Source organism: Streptomyces sp. NPDC043746 (assembly GCF_056436485.1).
The window spans coordinates 244983-268859 of sequence record NZ_JBWKCM010000007.1; the positions used below are offsets into that span (position 1 = coordinate 244983).

The following is a 23877-nucleotide window of genomic DNA, read 5'->3' on the forward strand; positions in this document are numbered from 1 at the left end:
AGGAGCGCCAAAATGGCCGCCACGCAGGAAGAGATCGTCGCCGGTCTCGCCGAGATCGTCAACGAGATCGCCGGGATCCCGGTCGAGGACGTCCAGCTGGACAAGTCCTTCACCGACGACCTGGACGTCGACTCGCTGTCCATGGTCGAGGTCGTCGTCGCCGCCGAGGAGCGCTTCGACGTCAAGATCCCCGACGAGGACGTCAAGAACCTCAAGACGGTCGGCGACGCTGCCGACTACATCCTGAAGCACCAGGGCTGATCCCAGCCCGGCTGTGTCGCCACCCGGCGGTGGCGCCGCTGATTCACGACCCTCTACACGTGGAGAAGATTTTCCAGTGAACTCGACCAATCGCACCGTGGTCGTCACCGGTATCGGCGCAACCACTCCGCTGGGTGGCGACTCCGCATCGACCTGGGAAGGTCTGATGGCCGGCCGGTCCGGCGTCAAGCCTCTCGAAGGCGAGCGCTTCGCCGAGCTGCCCGTCCGGATCGCCGCCCTCGCGGCAGTCGACCCGAACGACGTACTCCCCCGCCCGCTCGCCCGCAAGCTGGACCGCTCGGCGCAGTTCGCGCTGATCGCGGCCCGCGAGGCCTGGGCGGACGCGGGCTTCACCGCCAAGGCCGGCGAGGACGAGTCCATCGCCCCCGAGCGGCTCGGCTCGGTCATCGCCTCCGGTATCGGCGGCGTGATCACCCTGCTCGACCAGTACGACGTGCTGAAGGAGAAGGGCGTACGCCGCGTCTCCCCGCACACCGTTCCCATGCTCATGCCCAACGGCCCGGCGGCCAACGTCGGCCTGGAGGTCAACGCGCAGGCCGGTGTCCACACCCCGGTCTCCGCCTGCGCGTCCGGCGCCGAGGCCATCGGGTACGCCGTCGAGATGATCCGCACCGGCCGGGCCGACGTGGTCGTGGCCGGCGGCACCGAGGCGGCGATCCACCCGCTGCCGATCGCGGCCTTCGCCAACATGATGGCGATGTCCAAGAGCAACGACGAGCCGGAGAAGGCCTCGCGCCCGTACGACACGGCCCGGGACGGCTTCGTCCTCGGCGAAGGTGCGGGCGTCGTCATCCTGGAGTCGGCCGAGCACGCCGCCAAGCGCGGCGCCAAGGTCTACTGCGAGGTGCTGGGCCAGGGCCTGTCGGCCGACTCCCACCACATCGCGCAGCCCGAGCCGACCGGGCGCGGGATCGCCGCCGCCATGCAGAACCTGCTGGACACCAGCGACCTCAAGCCGTCCGAGGTGGTCCACCTCAACGCCCACGCCACGTCGACGCCGCAGGGTGACATCGCGGAGATCAAGGCGCTGCGGAAGGTGCTGGGCGACGACCTGGACCATGTCGCGATCTCGGCGACGAAGTCGATGACGGGTCATCTGCTGGGTGGCGCGGGCGGTATCGAGACCGTCGCGACGGTGCTGGCGCTGCACCACCGCACCGCGCCGCCGACGCTCAACGTGGACGACCTCGACGAGGCGGTCGACGCGGACATCGTGCGCGGGGAGCCCCGGCCGCTGCCCGAGGGGCCGATCGCGGCGATCAACAACTCGTTCGGGTTCGGCGGGCACAACGTGGTGCTGGCGTTCCGCTCCGTGTGACGGGGCGGCCGTCCGCCTGACTCTGTACGTCGTGAAGCCCGCTTCCCGAGGTTCTGGGAGGCGGGCTTCCGCGTGCGCGGGGCGTTTCGGGGCGCTGCCCCGGTCCCCGCTCCTCAATCGCCGGAGGGGCTTGATTCTGCCCCCGCCGGGGAGTTGGGTCAGGCCGCTAGACGACCTGGTGCAGCCAGCGGACCGGCGCGCCCTCGCCCGCGTGGCGGAAGGACTCCAGCTCGTCGTCCCACGGCTTGCCGAGCAGGGAGGCGATCTCCGCCTCCAGGTCGCTCTCGCCCCGCGTCGAGCGGGCCAGCGCGGCGCGCAGCCGGTCCTCGGGGATCAGGATGTCGCCGTGCATGCCGGTGACGGCGTGGAAGATGCCGAGGCCGGGGGTGGAGCTGTAGCGCTCGCCCTCGGCGGTGGGGCACGGCTCGGCGGTCACCTCGAAGCGGAGCATGTCCCAGCCGCGCAGGGCCGAGGCGAGCTGCGAGGCGGTGCCGGCGCGGCCCTTCCAGGAGAATTCGGACCGCCAGGTGCCGGGCGCGGCCGGCTGTCTGATCCAGTCCAGCTGGACCCGCACACCGAGGACGCCCGCCACTGCCCATTCGACATGTGGGCACAGCGCGCGCGGTGCGGAGTGAACGTACAGGACTCCACGTGTCGTCACCGGAACCTCCCGTGTGGGACGAGGTACGCCTTCCCCAGCGGCCTCGCGTCCGCACCGTCTCTTTCCGGACCATCTTTTTCCGGCCAGGGCCCGAGGTTGTCATCAGTAAACAGCATCGGGGGTCAATCTCCTGAAAAGGGACAGTGTGTGACGTGACGTAATGTACCGGAGCCGCCCGCGCCGACGGGGGCGGAAGCGGTGCCGCTGGTTCGACGGGGAAAAGCTACCGTGCGCCGGGGCCGTCCGTGTGACGTACCGTCGGTCCCGGGCCCCTGATTCGCCTGCTTTCACCCGCCAGGGCGCGCACGCCCGCGACCTGGGGATCGCGGACGTGCCGGGGGCATTGACCAGGGGCATGGAGCAGGGGTTGACCGGAGGGGATCAGCGAGATGGCGGAGCGTGCGACACGCCCTCGGATGCGCGGGGCCGGGGCGGCGGCCGTCGCGCTGTCGTTCGTCGGTGCCACCGCGCTCGCGGGGTGCGGCGGTGGCGGGCCGGGGAGCGGTTCGGGTGACGGCGTGTCACGGAGCACGGCGGCCCCCTCGTCCGGAACATCACCCTCCGCATCACCGTCGCCCTCCCCCACGTCCGCCTCCGGCTGGAATCCGAACCCCGGGTCCGTCGCGGCCGTCGGGGACTCCATCACCCGGGGCTTCGACGCCTGCTCGATGCTGGCGGACTGCCCCGAGGTGTCCTGGGCGACCGGCAGCGACCGCCTGGTGCGCAGCGTCGCCGTGCGGCTGCTCGGGGAGGCGAAGGCGGCGGACCGGAGTTGGAACCATGCCGTCTCCGGGGCCCGGATGGTGCAGCTGCCGGAGCAGATGGCGCTGGCGGCGAAGGAGCGGCCCGAGCTGGTCACGGTGATGATCGGCGCGAACGACGCCTGCCGGGACTCGGTGCGGCTGATGACGCCGGTGGCGGACTTCCGGGCATCGTTCGAGGCGTCGATGCGACAGCTGCGGGCCGGGGCGCCGAAGGCCCAGGTGTACGTGGCCAGCGTGCCGGACCTGAAGCGGCTCTGGTCGACCGGGCGGACGAACGAGACCGGCAAGCGGATCTGGGAGCTGGGGGTCTGCCGGTCCATGCTGGCCGACGCCGACGACCTGGGGCCGGCCGCCGTGGCCCGGCGGGACGCGGTGCGGGAGCGGGTGGTGGCGTACAACGAGGTGCTGCGGGACGTCTGCGCGAACGACCGGCACTGCCGGTACGACGACGGAGCGGTCTTCGGCTTCCGCTTCACCGAAACGCAGCTCAGCCCGTGGGACTGGTTCCACCCGAGCCGGGACGGGCAGGCGCGGCTGGCGGAGATCGCGTACCGCAACATCACGGCGGCCGAGCCACCCGCGTAGGCCGGGCACGGGTCGGCGCCTCCCCGGTGCACGGCCCCGCGGACGGAGCGACCCCGATACCCGGGCCCGACGTGCGGCGCGGCCGCGCCGCACGGCTCCGGCGGGTGGCGCGACCCCGGTCCCCCCGTACACCATGGGGAGCGTGACGTGCCCGTCGGCGACCAAGGGTGGTTGATCATGACGACAGTGGAGCAGAGGCCGGGCGCCCCGGAGCCCGAGGGCACCGCCCAGCTCGTCTCGCCGGTCAACTCACACAACGAGTGGGACCCGCTGGAGGAGATCATCGTCGGGCGGCTCGACGATGCCACGATCCCCTCCAGCCACCCGGTGGTCTCCTGCAACATCCCGCCCTGGGCGGCCCGCTTCCAGGGGCTGGCGGCCGGATACAAGTACCCGCGCCGACTGATCGAGCCGGCCCAGGAGGAGCTGGACGGGTTCGTCTCGCTGCTGCACTCGCTGGGCGTCACCGTCACCCGTCCCGACGCGGTCGACCACCGGCAGCGGTTCACCACCCCGGGCTGGTCGTCCCGGGGCTTCTGCAACACCTGTCCGCGCGACAGCATGCTGGTGATCGGTGACGAGATCATCGAGACTCCGATGGCGTGGCCGTGCCGGTACTTCGAGACGCACTCCTACCGCCGGATCCTGAAGGACTACTTCCGGCGCGGGGCCCGCTGGACCTCCGCGCCGAAACCGCAGCTCACCGACGAGCTGTTCGAGAAGGAGTTCCGGGCGCCGAAGAGCGGCGAGCCGATGCGGTACATCCTCACCGAGTTCGAGCCGGTCTTCGACGCGGCGGACTTCGTCCGGGCCGGGCGCGACCTCTTCGTCACGCGCTCCAACGTCACCAACGCCCTGGGCATCGAGTGGCTGCGCCGCCACCTCGGTCGCGGCTACCGCGTCCACGAGATCGAGAGCCGCTGCCGTACGCCCATGCACATCGACACGACGTTCATGGTGCTCGCGCCCGGCAAGGCGCTGGTCAACCCCGAGTACATCGACGTCGACCGGCTGCCGTCCGTCCTGGACTCCTGGGACATCCTGGTCGCCCCCGAGCCCGAGCCGGTCAAGGACCTGGTGCTCCGGACGACCTCGATGTGCGGGAAGTGGCTCAGCATGAACATCCTCATGGTCGACGAGAAGCGGGTCATCGCTGAGCGGCACCACACGGGGATGCTGCGCGCGCTCGAAGGGTGGGGCTTCGAGCCCATCCCGTGCGACCTGATGCACTACGCGCCGTTCGGCGGCTCCTTCCACTGCGCGACGCTGGACGTGCGGCGGCGCGGGACCCTGGAGTCCTACTTCGACTGATCCCCGGTGATCCCCACCATCGTGGTCGCACGGACGTCCGCCGGGGGGCGGGGCGCCCGGACCGTGTGGGCGTCGGCGGCGGTGACCGGCGGCTCGGTCATACGGCCCGCTCCTTCGGGGTGGCGGCCCCGCCGGGGCCGGTGGCCGGGAAGCCCCTCGCCGGGTCGACCAGGTCGCGGGCGAGGAGGGTGGCCCCGGCGACCGCTCCCGGCATCAGGAACACCGCGACGAACGGGACCAGGAACGACAGGGCCAGCGGGACGCCGAAGCCCAGCACCAGCGGCAGTCGGCCGCGCAACAGCCCGAGCCGCTTCTTCAGGGGCAGCCCGCGCCGTTGGAGGGCCACACCGGTCAGCTCCTGGGCCAGGAAGTAGCCGGAGACGCAGAAGCCGAGGGCCGGGACGACGGTCTGGCCGACGACCGGGACGAAGCCGCAGGCGAAGAGGGCGATCCCGAGGAGCGCGACGCGCAGCAGGACGCGGACCGAGTCGCGGGCGGAGATCCACAGTTCGCGCCAGAGCGGCAGCCCCGACTCGGGAACGTCTCCGCCCTCGCCGCGCTCGACCTCCTCCGAGAGCGATTCGTAGAACGGCTGGCCGACCAGGAGGGTGACGGCGGTGAAGGTGATCACAGCGAGGAAGAGGCCGAGGACGAAGACCAGCGCGGTCAGGGTGGTGCGGAGCAGGCCCGGCCAGGGCGAGGACCATCCGTCCGCGAACGGGGTGGCCCAGGCGACGAAGTCGTCGGCGCCGTAACCGAGTCCGACCAGGGCTCCGGCGTAGACGACGAGGGTGATGAGTCCGGGCAGCAGTCCGAAGCCGAACCACCGTCCGTGCCGGACGACCCAGCGCTGCCCCTTCAGCAGGTAGCCGAAGCCTGCCCCGAGATCGTTCATGGGCGTCAGCGTACTGGCGTACGGAATACGGCGAGGACCGCACCCCGGGGGCGGGGTGCGGTCCTCGGACGACGGTGCGGTGGTCAGGCCACGGACAGCTCGACCCTGATGTTGCCGCGGGTCGCGTTCGAGTACGGGCAGACCTGGTGGGCCTTCTCGACGAGCGCCCGCGCGGTGTCGGCGGCGACGTTGGGGATGGTCGCGCTGAGGACGACCTCCAGGCCGAAGGCACCGGCCTCGGTCTTGCCTATCGAGACCTCGGCGGTGACCGTCGAGCCGGAGATGTCGGCGTTCTCCTGGCGGGCGACGACGCCGAGCGCGCCCTGGAAGCAGGCACTGTAGCCCGCCGCGAAGAGCTGTTCGGGGTTGGTGCCCGCACCGCTGCCTCCCAGCGCCTTCGGCGGGTTGACCACGACGTCGAGCCGGCCGTCGTCCGAGGAGACCCGGCCGTCGCGGCCGTTCTCGGCGGTGGCGACAGCGGTGTAGGCGACGTCGATCTTCTGGATGGTCATGATGTGAGGATTCCTCCTGTTGGTGCGCCGCGACTCGCGCCCACGATCGCGACGGCCTGGGGATGAGCCTAACGGGTGACCTTCCTCGCGCGGGTGCGGGCCGGACCCCGAACGGGGGGACCGGCCCTCGCTCGGGTACGACCGGGACAGCGGGACCGCCGCATCGAGTACGACGTGGACCGGCCCGCGCGCGCGGGCGACCGGCCCTCGCCCCGGTACGGCCGGCCCTCGGCCCGGGACGGGTCAGACGAGCGAGACGATCATCTTTCCGGTGTTCTCGCCGCGCAGGAGGCCGACGAACGCGTCGTAGCCCTTCTCGATGCCCTCGACCACCGTCTCCTGGTACTTCAGCTCGCCCGAGGCCAGCCAGCCGGCGACCTCCTCGACGAACTTCGGCTGGAGGTCGGCGTGGTCGCCCACGAGCATGCCCTGGAGCCGCAGCCGCTTGCCGATGATCAGCGCCATGTTGCGCGGGCCGGGGGTCGGCTCGGTGGCGTTGTACTGGGCGATCATCCCGCAGATGGTGGCGCGGCCGTGCACGTTGAGCGCGCCGATCGCGGCTTCGAGGTGGTCGCCTCCGACGTTGTCGAAGTAGACGTCGATGCCGTCGGGGGCGGCTTCCCTGAGCTGGTCGCGGACCGGCCCGTCCTTGTAGTTGAACGCGGCGTCGAAGCCGTACTCCTCGACGAGCAGCTTGACCTTCTCGTCGGAGCCGGCCGAGCCGATGACCCGGGAGGCGCCCTTGAGCCTGGCGAGCTGGCCGACCTGGCTGCCCACGGCACCGGCGGCGCCGGAGACGAAGACCGCGTCGCCCTCCTTGAAGGAGGCCACCTCGAACAGGCCCGCGTAGGCGGTGAGTCCGGTCATGCCGAGCACGCCGAGGTAGGCGGAGAGCGGGGCGAGGTCGGGGTCGACCTTGACCGCGTGCTTCGCGGGCACATCGGCGATCTCGCGCCAGCCGAGACCATGGAGGACGTGGTCGCCGACGGCGAAGCCCTCGGCGTTCGAGGCGATGACCTCACCGACCGCGCCGCCGTCCATGGGGTGGTCGAGCTTGAACGGCGGGGTGTACGACTTCACGTCGTTCATCCGGCCCCGCATGTACGGGTCGACGGAGAAGTACTTGTTGCGGACGAGGATGCGGCCTTCCGCCGGAGCGGCGACGGCGGCCTCGCGCAGCGCGAAGTCCTCGGCCTCGGGCCAGCCGTGGGGGCGGGCGACGAGGTGCCATTCACGGCTGGACGTGGGAAGTGCTGCAGACATGGGCTCGGGTTCTCCTCAATGTCCTACGGGGGAAGCCTTGCAGAAAAGCTTCATTACATGAAACAACCATGCTCCTAGATGTTTCATGATGTCAAGTAAATCGGTACGCTGGTCCCCATGGCCACCCGCACAGACCCCCTGACCCTTGAGGTCGTCGAGCTGATCGGCACCGTCGTGGCGCGCTACCACGAGGAGTACGACCGTGCCGCCGCCGCACACTCCCTCACCGGGGCCCAGGCGCGGGTCCTCGGGCTGCTGGCGCTGGAGCCGACCCCGATGCGGAAGATCGCCGTGAAGCTGAAGTGCGAGCCGTCGAACGTGACCGGCATCGTCGACCGCCTGGAGACCCGCGGCCTGGTCGAACGCCGCCCGGACCCGGCCGACCGCCGCGTGAAGCTGGCCGCCGTGACGGAGACGGGCCGGCAGACGGCCCGGGAGCTGCGGGACTCGCTGGACTTCGCCCGGGAGCCGCTGGCCGAGCTGTCGGAGGCGGAGCGGACGGCGCTACGGGATCTGCTGCGGCGGATGCTGGGCGCGGGTGAGGCGACGCGGCCCCGGTCGAGCGCCGACGGCGGACGAAGGGGCGATCAGCCACTCCTTTAGGGTGACTTCATGCAGGAGGTCGAGTATCTGCCCGCCCAGCGGAACACCTGGTGGTTCTGGTTCGCGGTCGCGGTCGCGTTGTCCGTCTACGCCGTCGCCGCCTTCGCGACGGGGTGGTCCCGGGGGACGAACACCGGCGCGTTCCTCTCGGCGCTGGGCTTGATGGGCATTCCCGCGGCCCCCTGGCTGGCAGGCATGGCGCTCGGGCGCACGACCGTGGACGCGCAGGGCATCCGGGCCCGGAGGCTGATCACTCGTTCCGCTGCCGCCTGGCACGAGATCGCGAAGATCGAAGTGGACAAGGAGGGCGGGTACCACGGGCGCTACGACTACTGGATCCGGATCGATCGCCACGACGGCAGTTCGTTTCGCCTGCCGACTCCGATGACATCCGATGCCGGAGCCGATCCGTCCTTCGAAGCCGCGCTCGAACGCATCACGCGGCAGTGGGAGCAGGCGACCAGACCTTCGCAGTGAAGGCCCGCTTTCCGCGCGCACCACCGGAGGGACCGTGCCGCGGCAGTCCGATCCGCCCGCGGGTCGGATGCGGGCGGATCGGCAGAGGAGCAGCCCAGGCGGGGGCCCGGTGCGGAACACCGGATTCCGCGAGCAGCCGGTCCGATACGCCTGACCTGCGGGAAGATGGGCGGCATGACCGCCCCCGCCCCCTTCGGCCCGCTCGAATTCCAGCTCGTCCTGCTCCGCCGGATGGCCGACCACCAGCCGGAGCTGGTCGAGGAGGCCCGCCAGGAGCTGAGCGCCTCGCCCGCCGACATGCGGGAGGCCAACCGCCGCTGGCAGGCCATGGTCCGGGCGCCCCGGGGGCGGGGGTCGCTGCGGCGCTACCGCGCGGTGCTCGGGGAGCCGGAGCTGACGCTGAGGCGCCGGGTGGGCGATGTGGAGTGCGAGGCGCTGCTCTGGCCGGCGCCGCTCTGGCCGGACCTGCGCTTCGAGGTGATGGCCGGACCGGGCGGGGCGGTGTGGAACGAGTGGCTGGTCCGGGCTCCGGGGGCGGCGGGCCCCGGGCTGACCTCCGTGGCCTCGCTGCGCCCCTGGTCGTGCACCGTGGACGAGGTGGCGCGGGCGTTTCCCCCGGCACGGCCGATGGAGGGGAGTGCGCCGACCCGGTGGGCGCTGGCCGTCACGGACCCGGGGAGCGGCCGGCCGTATGTCGCGGAGTTCACCTGGGGGCTCTTCCAGCGCCTGCTGCCGGGCTGAGCGGGGAGTCGGCGGGAGAAGCCGCGAAGCGGGGCGCGACGCGGTCCGTGGCCCGGGGCTGCCTGCCGACCCCGGGTTGGCGGGGCGTCGGCTCGCGGGTCCCCTCGACGGACCAGCCCAGCGCGCGCGACCCGGTGCGGAACGCGACGATGCGAGGAGAAGCCGGCTCGCCGCCGGTGCCACCGTCCGCGCCCTCGGGAGAATCCGCCGTGACCGTCAGCCTTGAGCAGTTGCAACGTTGCCACGTCGCCGTCGATCTCGGGGCCGCGAGGACCCGGGTCTACGTGAAGGGGCTCGGGCTCGTCGTCGACGAACCGAGCGTCGCCGCCGTCAACGTCCGTACGGGATCGCTCATCGCGGTCGGCGTGCTCGCCGAGCAGATGACCGGCCGCACCCCCGAGTACATCCGGGTCGTCCGCCCGGTCTCCGGCGGTTCCGTCGTCGACATCGAGATGGCCCAGCGGATGCTGCGCCACCTCCTCGGCGACAAGCTCCGCCGCCAGCTGCGCCGCAAGCCCCGGCTGCGCGCCGCCGCCTGCATCCCGCACGAGGCCGATCCGCTGGCCCAGCGCGCCACGGTGGAGACCCTGGTCGGGCTCGGCGCCCGGCGGGTCGAGCTGGTGGACACGCTGATCGCGGCGGCGGCGGGATGCGGGCTGCCGGTGGAGCAGCCGACCGCGACCATGATCATGGCGTGCGGGGCGGCCACCACCCAGATCGCCGTGCTCTCGCTCGGCTCGATCGTGACGGCCGTCCGCATCCCGGTCGGTGGCAACGCCATCGACGAGGCCGTGATCCAGTACCTGCGCCAGCACCACGCGCTGATGCTCCCGAGCCAGTCCGTGCGCCCGCTCCAGCTGGCGCTGCACGGCAACGGCCTCCAGCTCACCGGACCCGCCCTGACCGAGATCCACGGCCGGGACGTGGCGACCGGGCTCGCCCGTTCGGTGCAGGTCGACACCGCCGCCGTACGGCAGGCCATCCACGCCCCGCTCACCGCCGTCCTCGACGGGGTCGGCAAGGTGCTGCGGGAGTGCCCGCCCGATCTGGTGGCCGACCTCGCGGACCGCGGGATCATGATGGTGGGCGGCAGCGCCCTGCTCCCGGGCCTCGACCGGATGCTGCGGGACGCGACCGGTATGCCGGTGCTCATCGCGGACCGCCCCGACGTCTGCTCGGTGCTCGGCCTCGGGGCGATGCTGGACGGCAGGATCCAGCCCATGGTCCTCAACCCGCTGGCGGGCTAGGCCCGGAAGGCTCCCGGGCCCCTTGTCCCCCGTCGACCGACTGCCGATGCTTCTGGAGGCCGTCCTCAGCATCGGCAGTGACCTCGGGCTCCGCGCCACCCTCCAGCAGATCGTGGACACCGCCACGACCCTGACCGGGGCCCGGCACGGCGCCCTCGGCATGCTGGAGCCCGACGACGACCGGACCGGGGCGCTCTACACGACCGGGATGACGGAGGCCGAGCGGCGTTTCGTCGACCGGCTCCTCCCGGAGCGCCGGGCGGGGCTGCCGACGGAGGCCGGGGAGGGGGAGCCGGAGGGCGCACCCGCTCCGGCGTTCCTCGTCGCCCCCGTCCAGGTGCACACCGAACTCTTCGGCCACCTCAGCCTGGCCGGGAAGAGTTCGGGCCCTTTCAGCGAGACGGACCGGGCGCTGCTGCACGTCCTCGCCTCCCAGGCGGGCATCGCGATCGGCAACGCCCGGCTCTACGAGAGCGCCCGGCAGCGCGAGCGGTGGATCGAGGGGGCGGCGGCGGTCACCACGGCCCTGCTGACCGGGACGGACGCGGCCGACGCCCTGACGACCGTGGCCGAGAGCGCCCGGGTGCTCGCCGGAGCCTCGGCAGGTGTGATCCTCCAGCCCACCGAGGAGGGCGGGATGGAGATCGTGACGGCCTCCACCCCCGACGGCCCGGGGGGCATCGTCGGCACGACCATCGCGCCCGGCTCCCCCGTCCTGGTCCAGCTGCTCGGCGGCGAACCGGTCTTCATCGACGACTCCGCCACCGACCCCCGGATGACCACCGACGTACGGTCCCGGTTCGGGCCCAGCATGATGCTGCCGCTGCAGAGCGGCGGTCGGCTCATCGGGACCCTCGCGCTGCCCCGGCGGCGCGGCGCACCCCCGTACACGGCGGTCGACCGGCTGCTGGCGACCCAGTTCGCCTCGCAGGCCGCCCTGGCGCTGGTGATGGCGGACGCGCAGGCGGACCGGGAGCAGCTCGCGGTGTACGAGGACCGCGACCGGATCGCCCGCGACCTGCACGATCTGGTGGTCCAGCGGCTCTTCGCCACGGAGATGATGCTGGAGTCGACGCGCCGGCGGGCCACGGCGGAGGAGGCCGGTGAGCTGCTGGGGCGGGCCGTGGACGAGTTGGACTCCACCATCCAGGAGGTCCGCACCGCGATCTTCGCTCTCCAGCAGCCGCCGACCGAGGCTCCGAGCACGTTCCGGGGGCGGGTGCTGCGGGAGACCGGAGGCGCCTCGGCGCTGCTGGGCTTCCTGCCGTCGGTGCACTTCACGGGGGCGGTGGACGCGCTGGTGCGCGAGGCGACGGGCCGGGAGCTGCTGGCCGTGCTCCGCAAGGCGCTGGCCGCCGCTCACCGCAGGCCCGGGGTCTCGGCCATCGAGGTGGAGGTGGACGCGACGGTGCGGCTGGAGGACGGGCGGGGCGCGGTGCGGCTGGTGGTGGTGGACGACGGCCGCGACGAGGAGGGGGGCCGGTCGACGACGGTGACCTGGCAGGCGCCGCTGTGAGGCGGGCCGGGGCGGGGCGGGCCGGGGCGGGGCGGGCCGGGGCGGGGCGGGCCGGGGCGGCCGGTGCTTTCGGGGCCGCCCTGTAGAGGCGGGGCCAAGCCGTGGCGGCCGGTGCTTCGGGGGCCGCCCGTAGCTTCGGCCCTGTCCGTGCTTCGGGAGCCGCCCGTAGCTCCGCGCTGTCAGTGCTTCGGGGCCGCCCGCAGGGCGATCCGGGTGGTGGAGTGGGCCACGCCCGCCTCCCGTTTCAGCCGCCGCAGCAGCGTGTCCAGCGCCACCGGGTCGGCCGCCGTGGCGCGGATCAGATAGTCGTGGCCGCCCGTCAGGTGCACCACCTCCGTGATCCCGGGCAGCATCAGCACCGAGCGCTCGAACTCCTCGTTCGTCGTGTCCAGCCGCAGCGTCACGTCGATGAAGACGACCAGGCCCGAACGGGTGTCGGCGGCCGGATCGACGATGACGGTGAAGCCCCGGATCACCCCGTCGCGACGCATCCGACGGACCCGGTCGCCCGCCGCGTTGGCGCTGAGCCCCACCCGGACGCCCAGGTCCCGGTACGAGATCCGCGCGTCCTCCTGGAGGATGCCGATGATTTCCCTGTCCAGCCGATCCATACCGCGATTGTCCCAGCTTGCGGCGATATCGGCTGAGGGAGTCCAGGGGAAGGGCGAGGACTGGAGCCGAAGAAGAACCGGGGAGGACCGCAGGGAGCGCGTGGCGGCCGGGGGAGCCCCCCGTCACCCGGTCGGCGCAGACCAGCGGGCTGTGCGCGCCCCCGCGCCCTTGGTCGGCTTCATGCTCCTGTCCGATCCGGCGCCGGCGGGCTGCGTGTACGCGTACGGGCGGATGCGGACCCTGCGGCGTGGCGGGTGAGCCGTACGCGGAGGGCGGCGGCGGGGCGTCACCCCGTATGCGCGTCCCGGGCCCGCAGGCAGGAGTACCCGAGCGCCAGCGCCAGCGCCACCCACACCAGCAGCACCCCCAGGCCCGTCCACGCGCTCGAACCGTCGAGTCCCGTCTGCGTGATCCGCATCCCGGCGGTGTCGGGGAGATAGCCGGCGAACCGCTCCGTGGCGGGCAGCACCGACAGGAGGGGGGAGACGAGGAAGAACAGCGGCATCAGCACGCCGAGCGCCGGCACCGCGCTGCGCAGCGCCATCGCGACGCCGTACGAGAACAGGGCCAGCAAGGCGAGGTACAGCCCCGCGCCCAGCAAGGCGCGCAGGACACCCGGGTCGAACACCGAGGCGGCGTAGTCACCCATGGCGAGCCGGCCGACGCCGAAAGCGGCCGCCGAGGCCGCCCACCCCGTGAGGAGAGTGACCCCCGCCAGCACGGCGGCCTTGCAGCCGTAGAACAGCCCGCGCCGGGGCACGGCGTGCAGGGACACGGCGAGCAGCCCGGTGGAGTACTCGGCGGACACGCTGAGTACGGCGAGGACGACGACGGCGAGCTGGGCGAGGTTGAGGCCGGCGAGGCTCGTGGCGGTCGGGTCGAGCGCCGCCAGGTCCGCCTCGGTGAGGCCGTCGGCGCTGTGCCGGGTGAGCCACGAGAACCCCAGACCGAGCAGGACGGTGACGGCGACGACCGTGCCCAGGGTCCACGGCGTCGAACGGACGGTGCGCAGCTTGGTCCACTCGGACAGCAGGACGGGGCGTACGGCGGTGGCCATCCGGCCGACGGCGTTCGGGGCGCCCTGAGGAGCGGTGTCCGCCTTCTGAACGGTTCCGGCCATGCGTCAGCCCTCCTGCCGGTGTCCGGGGCCCGCCGGGGCGACAACCGCCTGACGAGTGCGGAACTGGGCGGTGTCGCCGACGAGGTTCATGTAGGCGTCCTCCAACGAGGCGTGGTGTGGGGTGAGTTCGCAGAGGGGCAGCCCTTCGCGCGCGGCCATCTCGCCCAACGCGCCGGGTGAGAGGTCGTACACGTCAAAGCCACCGTCGGCGTCGCCGGGCTCCTCGGCCTCCGCCGGGAGCGCCGGTGTGTAGGAGGCTCCTGCGCTTTCCAGGAGCTGTCGCAGCCGGTCCGGCCGGGGCGATGCGATACGTACGCGCCTGGGTGAATGCGACTCCCTGAACTCCCGCACCGTGGTGTCCGCCAGCAGCCTGCCCTGCCCGATGACCACCAACCGATCGGCGGTGAGCGCCATCTCGCTCATCATGTGGCTGGACACCAGCACCGTCCGCCCTTCCGCCGCCAGTGCCCGCAACAGACCGCGGAGCCAGCGGACGCCGTCCAGATCAAGGCCGTTGACCGGCTCGTCGAGCAGCAGCACCTCGGGGTCGCCGAGGATCGCCGCCGCGATGCCGAGACGTTGCCGCATCCCGAGGGAGTAGCCCTTGACCCGCTGGCCCGCGACCGTCTGCAGCCCGACCCGGGTCAGCACCTCGTCCACGCGGGAAGGCGCGATGCGGTTGCTCTGGGCGAGCGACAGCAGGTGATCCCGCGCCGATCTGCCGCGGTGCAGGGCCTGGGCGTCCAGCAGGGCGCCGACCGTGCGCAGCGGGTGCGGTATGTCCCGCAGCGGGCGGCCGGCGACCGTGGACCATCCCGACGTCGGGCGGTCCAGCCCGAGGATCATCCTCATGGTCGTCGACTTGCCGGCGCCGTTCGGCCCGAGGAACCCCGTCACGGCGCCCGGCTCGACCCGGAAACCGAGGTCGTCCACCACGGTCTTTCCCGCGTACTTCTTGGTGAGGCGGTGGACTTCGATCACGGTGCCGCCTCCTCGGTGAGCTCTCCGTCCACCAGGGTCAACCGCCGGTCGGCGAGGTCCGCGTACTCACCGCTCGTCCGGTGGCTGACGACCAGGACGAGACGCCCCTCCTCCTTCCATGCCGTGAGCTGCCCGTCGAGCTCGGCCGCGGCAGCCGCGTCCAGTGCGTTGAACGGCTCGTCGAGCAGGATCAGCCGGGGTTCGTGCAGGGTCGCCGCCACCAGGCCGATCTTCTTGCGGGTGCCGAGTGACAGTTCCCTGACGAGGGTGTCGCACCAGTGCTGTGCGCCGTACCGCTCAAGCTCCGCCAGCGCCCGGCGCAGTGGTGTCCCCCACAGCCGGCTGACGAAGGCGAGCTGCTCACGCACCGTCAAGTACTCGTACAACGGGGGCTCGTCCTGGACGAAGCCGCGCAGCGCGCAGGCCGCGGCGCTGTCCGGGCGGTGACCGTCGATGGTCACCTCTCCCGTGGTCGGTGAGAGCAGTCCCGCCAGCAGCCTCAGGAAGGTGCTCTTGCCGGAGCCGTTCTCTCCGGACAGCGCGATGAGACCAGGTGGTCCCAGCTCCGTGTCGAGCGTTCGCAGCACCTCCCGGTCGCCGTAGCTCACGGAGAGGTCTCGCATTCGAATCACTGGTCAGCTCCTCAGGTCCGCGGGGTCGACGACCGCGGCGGTAGTGCGGCGGCCCGGCCGGACGGTCCAGGCGGCAGCGGCGGCCAGCACAGCGAGCACGACCAGCGCCGGCACGCAGGCCAGCAGGTCGCTCACGACCCCGGTGCCGCCTGGCAGCGACGGGGCGAGCAGCAGCACGGGCGCCAGGGGGACCCAGGTCAGCACGGCCTGCAGAATGCCCGCCGAGGGCGCCCGGGTGACCCTGGACTGGCCCGCCGCCTCGGCGGGTGGGGTGATGCGTGCGGTCACGGTGGCCGCCGCGCCGCAGGACGCGGCCGCCGCCAGCGCCACGGCGGCCATCGCCGGCAGGCCTCGGCCGCCTCCCGCCGTCAGCAGCGCCCAGCCCAGCGCACCGGGTGCCGCCAGCACAGCGGTGGTGGCGGCCACCGAGAGCGCCTTGTAGCCACCGAGGGCCCGCTCGGACAACGTCGACTGGCGCAGCAGGTCCCAGGCGCGGCGCTCGCCCTCGACCCCCGCGGTCTGTACAGCCTCGTCTCCGATCACCAGCATCCCGCCGACCAGCATGGCGGCGGCGGCCGGGAACGGTACGTCGAGCGGTACGCCGCCGACAGCGGAGTGGACCAGGCCGGTCGCCCCCAGCGCGACGCTGCCCGCGAACCAGAGCCGGAGTACGGCAGTGGTGCCGGGCAGACCGCGGACCGCCGCATACGCGTCCTTGAGCAGGAATCCGGCCATCAGGCTTCTCGGCATCACCAGGCGCCCGGGCCGGGGCGCGTACCGGACGGGTGCGTCGGCCCGCAGCATCCGGTGCCTGCCCGCAGCGGCCAGCCAGCAGCCGCCGAGCAGCGCGAAGGGCAGCGACACGGCGACGGTCACCAGCCCCGTCCACCAGGTTCCCGAGCGCAACAGCTCCTCCCACCAGCCCGGCTGTACGGCCGTGAGGGTGTCGCGCAGGATCCGCGGCAGGGCCTCCACCAGCGGGCCCTGCTCACGCAGCGCCCCGGTCACCAGCGCCAGCGACCAGCCCGCCAGGCCGCCGAGGCCCGCCATCACCACGAGCTGGCGGATCTTGACCAGACCCACCTCCCCGCCACCACTGCGCGCGTAGACGCCCAGCAGGAACAGCTGGACGCAGCTGCCGAGCAGGACGGTGCACAGGGTGAGCGTCCAGGCGTACGGCAGCAGTTCACGCCCCGCCGGGGAGGCGCTCAGCCAGGAACCCAGGAAGACCGAGGCGAAGGCCGCCAACGCCACCGAACCCAGCAGAGCGGGCAGCACGCCTCGGACCAGGATGACCTGGCCGGGACGTAGGGGCAGCGCGGTCAGCATGGCCCGGTCGGGGGGGTCGATCAGCAGGCGCACCTGGTGCGGCTGGGTACCGGCGGCGAGCGTCACCACCAACAGCACCACCAGTGGCCAGGAGTAGCGGGCGAGTTCCGGGAGGCCGGCCTCCTGCACCGGGCCGAACCGGGCGGCCAGCAGCCCCGCGCCCAGAACCGCGGCGAACGCGAGCACGGCCCCCAGGACATAGCAGCCCACGACCGCGAGTTGCATCCAGAGCGGGGTGGCCCGCCCCTGAAGCAGGTTGATCTTCCGGCGACCGTCCGCGATGCCCAGCGCCAGACAGTCCGACGCGTAGGCCAGCGGTCCGCGAGCGCGCTCCGCCCGGCCGTGGGGCGTCATCGCCGCCCCGGCAGAACCGTCAGCAGCGTGGCGGTCGCCAGCGCCACGAGGAACGCCCCCGCCAGCACCTGCAGGGGACCGGGAGCCGGGAACAGCACACCGGCCACCGCGGGCACCACTCCGCCCGCGCCCGCGACGAGCACCAGGACGAACTCCCCCACGCGAAGCGTGATGACGACGAAGGCGAGAACGAGCAGCAGCAGCGGGAAGAACCACCACACCCACTGCAGCCAGTCCTGAGCGGACAGCACGAAGTCCCGGTTGCTGTCCGCCAGTCGGCCGGAGGACGCGACGACCTCCCGCACCTCGTCGTGGCGTGCCGAGTAGAGGAACGCGCGGGTCCACGCGACGAGCGCGGCAGCGAGGAGGGCCGCGCAGGCCAGCCGCCGTCGACGGCTGCTCGCGGAGTGTTCGGTGCGGTCGTTCACGGTCGTACGCCTTCGCTCTACGGTCGGGGGACGGGGTGCCGGGCCCCTGGTCACACCACTGCCATCAACAGCGCGAGCGCCGCTGCCGGCAGTGCGGCACAGGCCGCCGTGCGCGGCCATCCCAGGCCCGGCGCGATGCGTCGCAGCAGTACGCCGATCACCACGGCCAGGACGGCCAGACCGGGCTCCGGGGCCGACAGCCAGGAGAGGACCGTGCGGTCCTCGGCTCCCGCGAGTGAGGCAAGGAGAAGAACGCCGGTACGCACCGCCAGATACCCGGCGATGACGGCGCCCAGCAGGTGTCTGAGCCGGCGGAAGTCGGCCTGGACTCCCCACCACCGGCAGCCGGCGGCCCCCAGCGCACCGATCGCCAGGGCGAGGACGATGTAGGCGACGGAGTTGAACAGCCAGGCTGTCGCCCAGGCCGCCCACACGGCGACGTCCAGCTCTCCGGCCGTGGCGTCCGTCAGCTTGCGGGAGGCTTCCTCCTGGTAGACGCCGAGGAAGCGGCCCATCAGAAGAGCCAGCAGGGTCACACAGCCCAGCAGTCCGACCTGCTGGGCCCGCCGCGCTCGCGAGGCTTCCCGGGGCGAACCGTCCGCTCCGGGTTCAGCGGGATGGTCGTGGGAGGCGAGGGAACGCGCGGGGGTGCGGCGCTCGTCCACGGCGTCGCTCGTGCGTGGCGCGGCGAACTCCATCAGGTACTCACCCAAGTCTCAATGGTTGCGGCGATCAGAAGCAGGGAGAGCGAGACTGCCAGGAGGCCGAACGCGTCGTTGACGATGCCCCGTACGCTGGGGCGCGGCCCGCCTCGCCCCAGGAAATGTCTGCCCAGGGTGACCAGCGGCACCAGCCCGGCCGCCACGGCGATGCCCAGGGCGGGCAGTTCCAGCCAGGCGTGCGGCAGGATGTGCCGTGCCATGGGGCCGAACCCGCCGATCGCGGTCGCCTGAGCGAGGCCCATGCCCGTGAGCAGGCCGCTTACCAGGGTGAAGGCGATGGTCGCCAGCCCGCAGGTGAGAATGCCCCCGAACGCCAGCAGGGCGACGCTCGCGTTCGTGCTGTAGATCGACCACCACAGACCTGGAGTCGCCTCGACCTTGCGTGCCTCGACCCCGAAGTCGAGGCGGTCGCCGATCACGATGCCGATGAGCATGGGCCCGAACCACATGGCGGCACCCAGCAGGAGCGCCAAGCGCTGCCGCCGTAGCAGGTCGGTCAGCGGCACTACGGTCACTACGGATCCCCCACTCACGTCATTCCTTCGCAGGCGCTCTCGGCGGTCCTGGCTCCCCGTGGGACCGCCGGCAGTTTCCCCGCCCCCCGCGATGGTCGTCGCGGGAGGCAGGGGCGGGCGGGCCGGAAGCCCGGCCCTCCCGGTTACTTGACGATCGCGGCCTTGCCGACGGCCTTGCGCAGCAGAGCCAGGCCGATGCCGCCGATGGCGGTGGCGCCACCGAACACGGAGAGCGCGGTGGCCACGTCCATGCCTGCCATGATCGCGGTCGCGGCACCGGCGGCCTGGGCCGAGGTGAACCCGAACCAAGCGGTCAGGACGGCCGGGGCGACCACGCCGAGGAACAGCAGAGCGCTGCCCGCGACAGCGACACCCGCGCCGGCGATCGTGGCGCGGCTGAATGACTTCGTCATGACATACCTCCCGAGGGCCGGAGCACCGGCCCTTCATGCAGTGTGCGAATTAGGCTGGACTTCGCGGCGTGCCGGGCACGACCGCGCACCGGTCCCCGCCCTGATTCGAGCAGGGCGGGGACCGGGCGGGCTCGACGGCCTTCTGGCCACGAACCCTCTCGAAGTACAATCGCGCAACGCTCACGCCTCCACATCCGCCGACCAGCGGTAGAGGCCCCCGCCGGTCGGCGGGGTGGGCGAGGCGCTCGCCGAGAAATGCGCTCCCACCGCAGGCGAACCGCCCTCGCACACATGTAGCTGAGATGATCCAAGTCGGGGGAAACAGCACGTGATTAAGGTTATGGTCATAGGCGATGAAAAGCTGCTCATCGACTGTCTTCGGTATGTACTTGCGTCAGCTCCGGGCATAGAGGTGCCGGACGCGTGCGAGGAACCGCACGCGGTGGCCCAAGTGATGCGCCACCGGCCTGATGTACTCCTCGTCGCTCAGCGGGAGCCGGGCACCGACGAGCTCACCGCCCTTTCGGCACTGCGGGAATGCCCGGATCCTCCGGCAGTCGCCGTACTGGCCGCTGACGCGGAAGAAGCACAGGTCACCGAGGCCCTGCGGCTGGGGGTCTCCGGGTATCTGCTCAAGGACGCGGCCCCGTCGGAGCTGATCGACGCCGTACGGGTGCTCGCCTCGGGATCCATCGTGCTGTCGCCGGCCGTGGCGGGGACCGCGCTGGCCGACCGCCTGTCGTCCGCCCGGCCGGACGCTGTGGAGCACCGGCAGTTGTCCGCCCTGACCAAGCGGGAGCTCCAGGTTCTCGTCCTGCTTCCCAAAGGACTGTCGAACGCGCAGATCGCCCGACGCTTGTTCATGAGCCCAGCCACAGTGAAGGACTACATCAGCAGCATCCTCGCGAAACTCCACCTTTCCAACCGGGTGCAGGCCGCGGTTTTCGCCTCGCAGATATCACCCGGCATGCCGGCATTCGACATACCACCCGCCCCACCGTCCCGCTCCGGGAGTCCTGCGTATGCCCAGCACGGCCTTTGATATCGGATGACGACTGATATCCAAGGCACCTGCCCACCCGGTACGGGACGCGTTCACCAGGCCGGCGGCTTCCCGGTCGGCGACCTCCCGGGGCACGGCCGCGGGCGGCCGATGGTGACGCGGCCCTCACTCGGTACGGGGGTGCCGGCGGGGCCCAGCCCTTAGGCTTCTCGGCGTGACCCTCCTTCTTCCGGCGCTCCAGTCCCCCACCGGCCCGGCAGCCTCCCGGGAGGCCGTCCGCTTCGGTGATCTCTCCCTGACGTACGGTCGGTTGGCCGAGGCCTCCGCCGCGCTCGCCGCCCGGATCGCGGATGCGGGCCGGGTCGCCGTCTGGGCCACCCCGACCGCGGAGACGGTCATCGCGGTGGTGGCGGCGGTGCGGGCCGGGGTGCCCGTCGTGCCGCTCAACCCGCGGACGGGCGAAGCCGAGTTGGCGCACATCCTGGCCGACAGCGGGCCCGCGGCCGTGCTGGCGGGGCCGGACGACGAGCTGCCGCCCGCGCTGGCGAGACTGCGGCGGGTGGCGGTGGACGCGCGGGAGTCCGACCGAAGGGACGGCTGCGCGGCGACCGAAGGCGCGCCCGAGGCCTCCGTCGCGGCGGACGGCCACGCGACGGACGGAGGCGTCGCCCCGGCGGACGGCCGCGCGCCCGGTGCGGGTGGCCCCGAGTCCCCCGCACTCATCGTCTACACCTCCGGCACCACCGGCCCGCCCAAGGGGGCCGTGCTCCCCCGGCGGGCCGTCGCCGCGTCCCTGGACGCGCTGGCGGACGCCTGGGGGTGGACCGGCGACGACGTCCTGGTCCACGCCCTGCCGCTGTTCCATGTCCACGGGCTGATCCTGGGCGTCCTCGGGCCGCTGCGGCGGGGCGGTTCGCTGCGTCACCTGGGGGCGTTCTCGGCCGGGGGCGTGGCTCGCGAGCTGGGGTCCGGGGGCACGATGCTCTTCGGCGTTCCGACGATGTACCACCGGCTGGCGGAGGGGCTGGACGCCCCTGAGGGGACCGCCGAACGGGATGCGCTGGCAGGGGCGTTGGCCGGGGCGCGGCTGCTGGTCTCCGGTTCGGCGGCGCTCCCCGTGCACGACCACGAGCGCATCGCGGCGGCGACCGGGCGGCGCGTGATCGAGCGGTACGGGATGACGGAGACCCTGATGAACACGGGGACCCGGGCGGACGGCGTACCGCGCCCCGGCACGGTCGGACCGCCACTCGCCGGGGTGGAGCTGCGGCTGGTGGAGGAGGACGGCACGGTGCTGGAGGGGCCGCAGGCGATCGGGGAGATCCAGGTCCGGGGCCCGAACCTGTTCACCGGCTATCTGAACCGGCCCGACGCCACCGCCGCCGCGCACACGGCCGACGGCTGGTTCCGTACGGGCGATGTCGGCAGGGTGGACGCGGACGGGTACGTGACCATCGTCGGGCGCAAGGCCACCGACCTGATCAAGAGCGGTGGCTACAAGATCGGCGCGGGCGAGATCGAGAACGTGCTCCTCGGTCACCCCGGGGTCCGCGAGGCCGCCGTCACCGGCGAGGCGGACCCGGACCTCGGTGAGCGGGTGGTGGCGTGGGTGGTCGCGACCGACCCCGACGCGCCACCCTCAGCCGAGGAGTTGGCGGATCTGGTGGCGGGGCAGTTGGCCCCGCACAAGCGTCCGCGTACCGTGCGCTACCTGGACGCGCTGCCCCGCAACGACCTGGGGAAGATCATGAAGAGGTCGCTCCATGTCCGGTGACGCCACCGGCGGGACGACGCCCCGGGCCACCGCCCGCGAGGCCATCGCCCTGCTCACCGGCGGGGCGGGCTTCACCGAGCACCGGCCCCCGGCGCCGCGCACGCTCCCGCCGGACGGCCCGCTCGGCTGGGCGGGGTACGACGCGGCGCGCGAGCGGGCGGCGGCGCGGACCGGCGAAGACGAGTCGGTCGTGTACGGGACGGGGGTCGTCGGCGACCGGGAGTGCGTGCTGCTCTCCTTCGAATTCGGCTTCCTGGGCGGCTCGTTGGGGCAGCTGACAGGGGACCGGCTGGAGGCCGCGTACGGTCTTGCCCTCACCCGCCGCCTGCCGCTGGTCGCGCTCGTCGCCACGGGTGGCAGCCGGATGCAGGAAGGCATGGTCGCGCTCACCCAGCTCCAGCGGGTGGCCGCCGCCTCCACCCGGCTGCGGTCGGCGGGGCTCCCGCAGATCGCCGTGGTCCGCGACCCCACGACCGGCGGCGGCTGGGCCACGGTGGGGGCGGGCGCGGATGTGGTGCTGGCACTGCCGGGCGCCCAGATCGGGTTCGCCGGCTCCCGGGTTCGGCCGCCGGACGCCGACCCGTACGCGTACGGCGCCGAGGGCCAGTTGGCGGCGGGCCAGGTGGACGCGGTGGTCGCGGGCCCGGAACTGCCCCGCACGGTGGGGCTGTGGTTGCGGGCGCTGGGGGCGGGCGCGGTGCGCGAGGAGGGGGCCGGCCTTGTGGGGAGATCCGCCGGCGCACCCCTCCCCCGGGCCCAGACCTCCTCCGGCGGGCTGCCGGGGAGTGGGCGCGAGGCGGTGGAGCGGGCGCGGGCGGTGGGGCGGCCACGCGCAAAGGCGTATCTGGACGACTACTTCGCCGTACGGCTCCCCCTCCACGGGGACCGGTGCGGCGGCAGGGACCCGGGGCTGCTCAGCGGGTTCGGGCTGCGGACGGACGGGCAGGCCGTCGCGTACGTCGCGCAGTGCGGGACCCCGACGCGCCCGGCCGGATACCGGGCGGCGGCCCGGACGATCCGGCTCGCGGACCGGCTCGGTGTGCCCGTCCTCACTCTGGTCGACACCCCCGGCGCCGCCAACGACGCCGAGGCGGAACGGGCGGGCGCGGGCGCGGCCATCGCGGACACCTTCGCGGCGATCGCGGCGGCCCGGGTCCCGGTGACCACGCTGGTGATCGGCGAGGGCGGATCGGGCGGTGCGCTGGCCCTCGCGGCACCCGGCAACACCCACGTGACGGCCGACAGTTACTTCTCCGTCATCGCCCCCGAACTCGCGGCGGCCATCCTCAAGCGACCGCCGGAGGAGACCGGCGCCACCGCCGACCAGCTCCGGCTGCGGCCGCAGGACCTGGTGGAGCTGGGGATCGCCCGCTCGATCGTCCGCTGACGAGCTCGTCGGGGGGCTCATCCCGACCACGGGGCCGGGTAGGTCCGCAGCGCCGAGACGATGCCGCGTTCGCGCAGCAGGATGTCGGAGCCGAGCAGCAGCAGATAGCGGTCGCCGTCGGCATCGGCGCGCGCGAGATCGAGCACGAGAGTTCCCCCATTCCTCGAAAGAAGACTTCGACAGAAGACGGCGTGCCGCAGAGGGGCGAAGGCCACGTTTCGGGAAAGGCCGCGTTTCGGGAAAGGCCGCGTTTCGGGAAAGGCCGCGTTTCGGGAAAGGCCGCGCGGGTCGTGCGCGGGTGGCTGTGGCGGCCGGTCGGATCACGGCCCGCCACGGGGGCGGGGGGGGGGGGGGGGGGGGGGGGGGGGGGGGGGGGGGGGGGGGGGGGGGGGGGGGGGGGGGGGGGGGGGGGGGGGGGGGGGGGGGGGGGGG

General features: G+C 72.8%; 26 protein-coding genes. 12 read left to right on the forward strand and 14 right to left on the reverse strand.

Annotated features, from left to right (window positions below):
* Window positions 1–12: 12 nt before the first annotated feature.
* Both AC0682_RS11025 and fabF read left to right on the forward strand, forming a co-directional pair.
* Window positions 13–261, forward strand: a complete 249-nt coding sequence (locus tag AC0682_RS11025; protein ID WP_018486956.1) for an acyl carrier protein — start codon at window positions 13–15, stop codon at window positions 259–261.
* Between the two features lie 76 nt (window positions 262–337).
* Window positions 338–1600 carry a beta-ketoacyl-ACP synthase II gene (fabF, locus tag AC0682_RS11030; RefSeq protein WP_254812631.1) on the forward strand — a complete coding sequence of 421 codons (1263 nt, stop codon included), beginning with the start codon at window positions 338–340 and terminating at the stop codon, window positions 1598–1600.
* A 166-nt stretch (window positions 1601–1766) separates the two neighbouring features.
* On the opposite strand, the gene AC0682_RS11035 is transcribed toward fabF, so the two are convergent.
* Window positions 1767–2261, reverse strand: coding sequence for a DUF3145 domain-containing protein (locus tag AC0682_RS11035; protein WP_053561392.1), 495 nt, complete (start codon window positions 2259–2261; stop codon window positions 1767–1769).
* Window positions 2262–2677: 416 nt separating this feature from the next.
* On the opposite strand from AC0682_RS11035, the gene AC0682_RS11040 reads away from it, so the two are divergent.
* Together AC0682_RS11040 and AC0682_RS11045 are read left to right on the forward strand one after the other, a co-directional pair.
* The gene (locus AC0682_RS11040) at window positions 2678–3610 is read left to right on the forward strand and encodes an SGNH/GDSL hydrolase family protein (RefSeq protein WP_478532333.1); all 933 of its coding nucleotides are present in this window, start codon (window positions 2678–2680) and stop codon (window positions 3608–3610) included.
* 177 nt (window positions 3611–3787) lie between these two features.
* Entirely contained in the window at window positions 3788–4921 is a 1134-nt protein-coding gene (locus AC0682_RS11045) for an amidinotransferase (protein ID WP_478532283.1), read from the forward strand.
* A gap of 97 nt (window positions 4922–5018) precedes the next feature.
* Here AC0682_RS11045 and AC0682_RS11050 read toward each other — a convergent pair whose 3' ends face one another.
* From AC0682_RS11050 to AC0682_RS11060, 3 genes are all read right to left on the reverse strand, one after another.
* A complete protein-coding gene (locus tag AC0682_RS11050) occupies window positions 5019–5816 on the reverse strand; it encodes an EI24 domain-containing protein (RefSeq protein ID WP_478532284.1) in 798 nt (265 codons plus the stop codon).
* A gap of 83 nt (window positions 5817–5899) precedes the next feature.
* Complete coding sequence (locus AC0682_RS11055) at window positions 5900–6328, reverse strand: organic hydroperoxide resistance protein (RefSeq protein WP_478532286.1); 429 nt, start codon at window positions 6326–6328, stop codon at window positions 5900–5902.
* A 243-nt stretch (window positions 6329–6571) separates the two neighbouring features.
* On the reverse strand, window positions 6572–7591 hold the full coding sequence (locus AC0682_RS11060; RefSeq protein ID WP_478532288.1) for an NADP-dependent oxidoreductase: 1020 nt from the start codon (window positions 7589–7591) through the stop codon (window positions 6572–6574).
* Window positions 7592–7708: 117 nt separating this feature from the next.
* On the opposite strand from AC0682_RS11060, the gene AC0682_RS11065 reads away from it, so the two are divergent.
* The 5 genes from AC0682_RS11065 to AC0682_RS11085 all read left to right on the forward strand — a co-directional run bounded on the left by AC0682_RS11065 (window position 7709) and on the right by AC0682_RS11085 (window position 12175).
* Window positions 7709–8194, forward strand: a complete 486-nt coding sequence (locus AC0682_RS11065; RefSeq protein WP_478532290.1) for a MarR family winged helix-turn-helix transcriptional regulator — start codon at window positions 7709–7711, stop codon at window positions 8192–8194.
* A 9-nt stretch (window positions 8195–8203) separates the two neighbouring features.
* On the forward strand, window positions 8204–8671 hold the full coding sequence (locus tag AC0682_RS11070; protein ID WP_478532292.1) for a PH domain-containing protein: 468 nt from the start codon (window positions 8204–8206) through the stop codon (window positions 8669–8671).
* 174 nt (window positions 8672–8845) lie between these two features.
* Entirely contained in the window at window positions 8846–9412 is a 567-nt protein-coding gene (locus AC0682_RS11075; protein ID WP_478532294.1) for a hypothetical protein, read from the forward strand.
* Between the two features lie 209 nt (window positions 9413–9621).
* Window positions 9622–10659: a rod shape-determining protein gene (locus AC0682_RS11080; protein WP_478532296.1), complete on the forward strand. Its 1038-nt coding sequence runs from the start codon at window positions 9622–9624 to the stop codon at window positions 10657–10659.
* Window positions 10660–10705: 46 nt separating this feature from the next.
* The gene (locus AC0682_RS11085) at window positions 10706–12175 is read left to right on the forward strand and encodes a GAF domain-containing sensor histidine kinase (RefSeq protein ID WP_478532298.1); all 1470 of its coding nucleotides are present in this window, start codon (window positions 10706–10708) and stop codon (window positions 12173–12175) included.
* A 179-nt stretch (window positions 12176–12354) separates the two neighbouring features.
* Here AC0682_RS11085 and AC0682_RS11090 read toward each other — a convergent pair whose 3' ends face one another.
* The 9 genes from AC0682_RS11090 to AC0682_RS11130 all read right to left on the reverse strand — a co-directional run bounded on the left by AC0682_RS11090 (window position 12355) and on the right by AC0682_RS11130 (window position 19281).
* Window positions 12355–12786, reverse strand: a complete 432-nt coding sequence (locus tag AC0682_RS11090) for an Lrp/AsnC family transcriptional regulator (protein ID WP_478532300.1) — start codon at window positions 12784–12786, stop codon at window positions 12355–12357.
* Window positions 12787–13073: 287 nt separating this feature from the next.
* A complete protein-coding gene (locus tag AC0682_RS11095) occupies window positions 13074–13907 on the reverse strand; it encodes an ABC transporter permease (RefSeq protein ID WP_478532302.1) in 834 nt (277 codons plus the stop codon).
* 3 nt (window positions 13908–13910) lie between these two features.
* Window positions 13911–14888, reverse strand: a complete 978-nt coding sequence (locus AC0682_RS11100; RefSeq protein WP_478532304.1) for an ATP-binding cassette domain-containing protein — start codon at window positions 14886–14888, stop codon at window positions 13911–13913.
* Window positions 14885–15511, reverse strand: coding sequence for an ATP-binding cassette domain-containing protein (locus AC0682_RS11105; protein ID WP_478532335.1), 627 nt, complete (start codon window positions 15509–15511; stop codon window positions 14885–14887). The genes AC0682_RS11100 and AC0682_RS11105 overlap by 4 nt, the downstream gene beginning before the upstream one ends.
* Before the next feature lie 12 nt (window positions 15512–15523).
* The gene (locus AC0682_RS11110; RefSeq protein ID WP_478532306.1) at window positions 15524–17203 is read right to left on the reverse strand and encodes a hypothetical protein; all 1680 of its coding nucleotides are present in this window, start codon (window positions 17201–17203) and stop codon (window positions 15524–15526) included.
* Entirely contained in the window at window positions 17200–17631 is a 432-nt protein-coding gene (locus AC0682_RS11115) for a hypothetical protein (protein WP_478532307.1), read from the reverse strand. Before AC0682_RS11115 ends, AC0682_RS11110 begins: the two co-directional genes overlap by 4 nt.
* Before the next feature lie 50 nt (window positions 17632–17681).
* Complete coding sequence (locus AC0682_RS11120) at window positions 17682–18344, reverse strand: hypothetical protein (RefSeq protein ID WP_478532308.1); 663 nt, start codon at window positions 18342–18344, stop codon at window positions 17682–17684.
* Window positions 18329–18868 carry a stage II sporulation protein M gene (locus AC0682_RS11125; protein WP_478532310.1) on the reverse strand — a complete coding sequence of 180 codons (540 nt, stop codon included), beginning with the start codon at window positions 18866–18868 and terminating at the stop codon, window positions 18329–18331. The genes AC0682_RS11120 and AC0682_RS11125 overlap by 16 nt, the downstream gene beginning before the upstream one ends.
* A gap of 143 nt (window positions 18869–19011) precedes the next feature.
* Window positions 19012–19281 carry a hypothetical protein gene (locus AC0682_RS11130; protein ID WP_478532311.1) on the reverse strand — a complete coding sequence of 90 codons (270 nt, stop codon included), beginning with the start codon at window positions 19279–19281 and terminating at the stop codon, window positions 19012–19014.
* Between the two features lie 328 nt (window positions 19282–19609).
* Between AC0682_RS11130 and AC0682_RS11135 the strand changes: the two genes are divergently transcribed.
* The 3 genes from AC0682_RS11135 (at window position 19610) to AC0682_RS11145 (ending at window position 23445) form a co-directional block, all read left to right on the forward strand.
* Window positions 19610–20323 carry a LuxR C-terminal-related transcriptional regulator gene (locus AC0682_RS11135; RefSeq protein WP_478532313.1) on the forward strand — a complete coding sequence of 238 codons (714 nt, stop codon included), beginning with the start codon at window positions 19610–19612 and terminating at the stop codon, window positions 20321–20323.
* 175 nt (window positions 20324–20498) lie between these two features.
* Entirely contained in the window at window positions 20499–22058 is a 1560-nt protein-coding gene (locus tag AC0682_RS11140) for an AMP-binding protein (protein ID WP_478532314.1), read from the forward strand.
* Window positions 22048–23445 carry a carboxyl transferase domain-containing protein gene (locus AC0682_RS11145; RefSeq protein WP_478532315.1) on the forward strand — a complete coding sequence of 466 codons (1398 nt, stop codon included), beginning with the start codon at window positions 22048–22050 and terminating at the stop codon, window positions 23443–23445. Before AC0682_RS11140 ends, AC0682_RS11145 begins: the two co-directional genes overlap by 11 nt.
* A gap of 17 nt (window positions 23446–23462) precedes the next feature.
* Here the strand turns inward: AC0682_RS11145 and AC0682_RS11150 are convergent, their stop codons facing one another.
* On the reverse strand, window positions 23463–23591 hold the full coding sequence (locus AC0682_RS11150; protein WP_478532316.1) for a hypothetical protein: 129 nt from the start codon (window positions 23589–23591) through the stop codon (window positions 23463–23465).
* Window positions 23592–23877 lie beyond the last annotated feature (286 nt).

Bases quoted from the DNA above. Each gene is read 5' to 3' on its own strand.
- AC0682_RS11025 (WP_018486956.1), top strand. From the start codon at position 13: ATGGCCGCCACGCAGGAAGAGATCGTCGCCGGTCTCGCCGAGATCGTC.
- AC0682_RS11040 (WP_478532333.1), top strand. From the start codon at position 2,678: ATGCGCGGGGCCGGGGCGGCGGCCGTCGCGCTGTCGTTCGTCGGTGCC.
- AC0682_RS11045 (WP_478532283.1), top strand. From the start codon at position 3,788: ATGACGACAGTGGAGCAGAGGCCGGGCGCCCCGGAGCCCGAGGGCACC.
- AC0682_RS11050 (WP_478532284.1), bottom strand. From the start codon at position 5,816: ATGAACGATCTCGGGGCAGGCTTCGGCTACCTGCTGAAGGGGCAGCGC.
- AC0682_RS11055 (WP_478532286.1), bottom strand. From the start codon at position 6,328: ATGACCATCCAGAAGATCGACGTCGCCTACACCGCTGTCGCCACCGCC.
- AC0682_RS11060 (WP_478532288.1), bottom strand. From the start codon at position 7,591: ATGTCTGCAGCACTTCCCACGTCCAGCCGTGAATGGCACCTCGTCGCC.
- AC0682_RS11065 (WP_478532290.1), top strand. From the start codon at position 7,709: ATGGCCACCCGCACAGACCCCCTGACCCTTGAGGTCGTCGAGCTGATC.
- AC0682_RS11070 (WP_478532292.1), top strand. From the start codon at position 8,204: ATGCAGGAGGTCGAGTATCTGCCCGCCCAGCGGAACACCTGGTGGTTC.
- AC0682_RS11075 (WP_478532294.1), top strand. From the start codon at position 8,846: ATGACCGCCCCCGCCCCCTTCGGCCCGCTCGAATTCCAGCTCGTCCTG.
- AC0682_RS11085 (WP_478532298.1), top strand. From the start codon at position 10,706: ATGCTTCTGGAGGCCGTCCTCAGCATCGGCAGTGACCTCGGGCTCCGC.
- AC0682_RS11090 (WP_478532300.1), bottom strand. From the start codon at position 12,786: ATGGATCGGCTGGACAGGGAAATCATCGGCATCCTCCAGGAGGACGCG.
- AC0682_RS11095 (WP_478532302.1), bottom strand. From the start codon at position 13,907: ATGGCCGGAACCGTTCAGAAGGCGGACACCGCTCCTCAGGGCGCCCCG.
- AC0682_RS11105 (WP_478532335.1), bottom strand. From the start codon at position 15,511: ATGCGAGACCTCTCCGTGAGCTACGGCGACCGGGAGGTGCTGCGAACG.
- AC0682_RS11110 (WP_478532306.1), bottom strand. From the start codon at position 17,203: ATGACGCCCCACGGCCGGGCGGAGCGCGCTCGCGGACCGCTGGCCTAC.
- AC0682_RS11130 (WP_478532311.1), bottom strand. From the start codon at position 19,281: ATGACGAAGTCATTCAGCCGCGCCACGATCGCCGGCGCGGGTGTCGCT.
- AC0682_RS11145 (WP_478532315.1), top strand. From the start codon at position 22,048: ATGTCCGGTGACGCCACCGGCGGGACGACGCCCCGGGCCACCGCCCGC.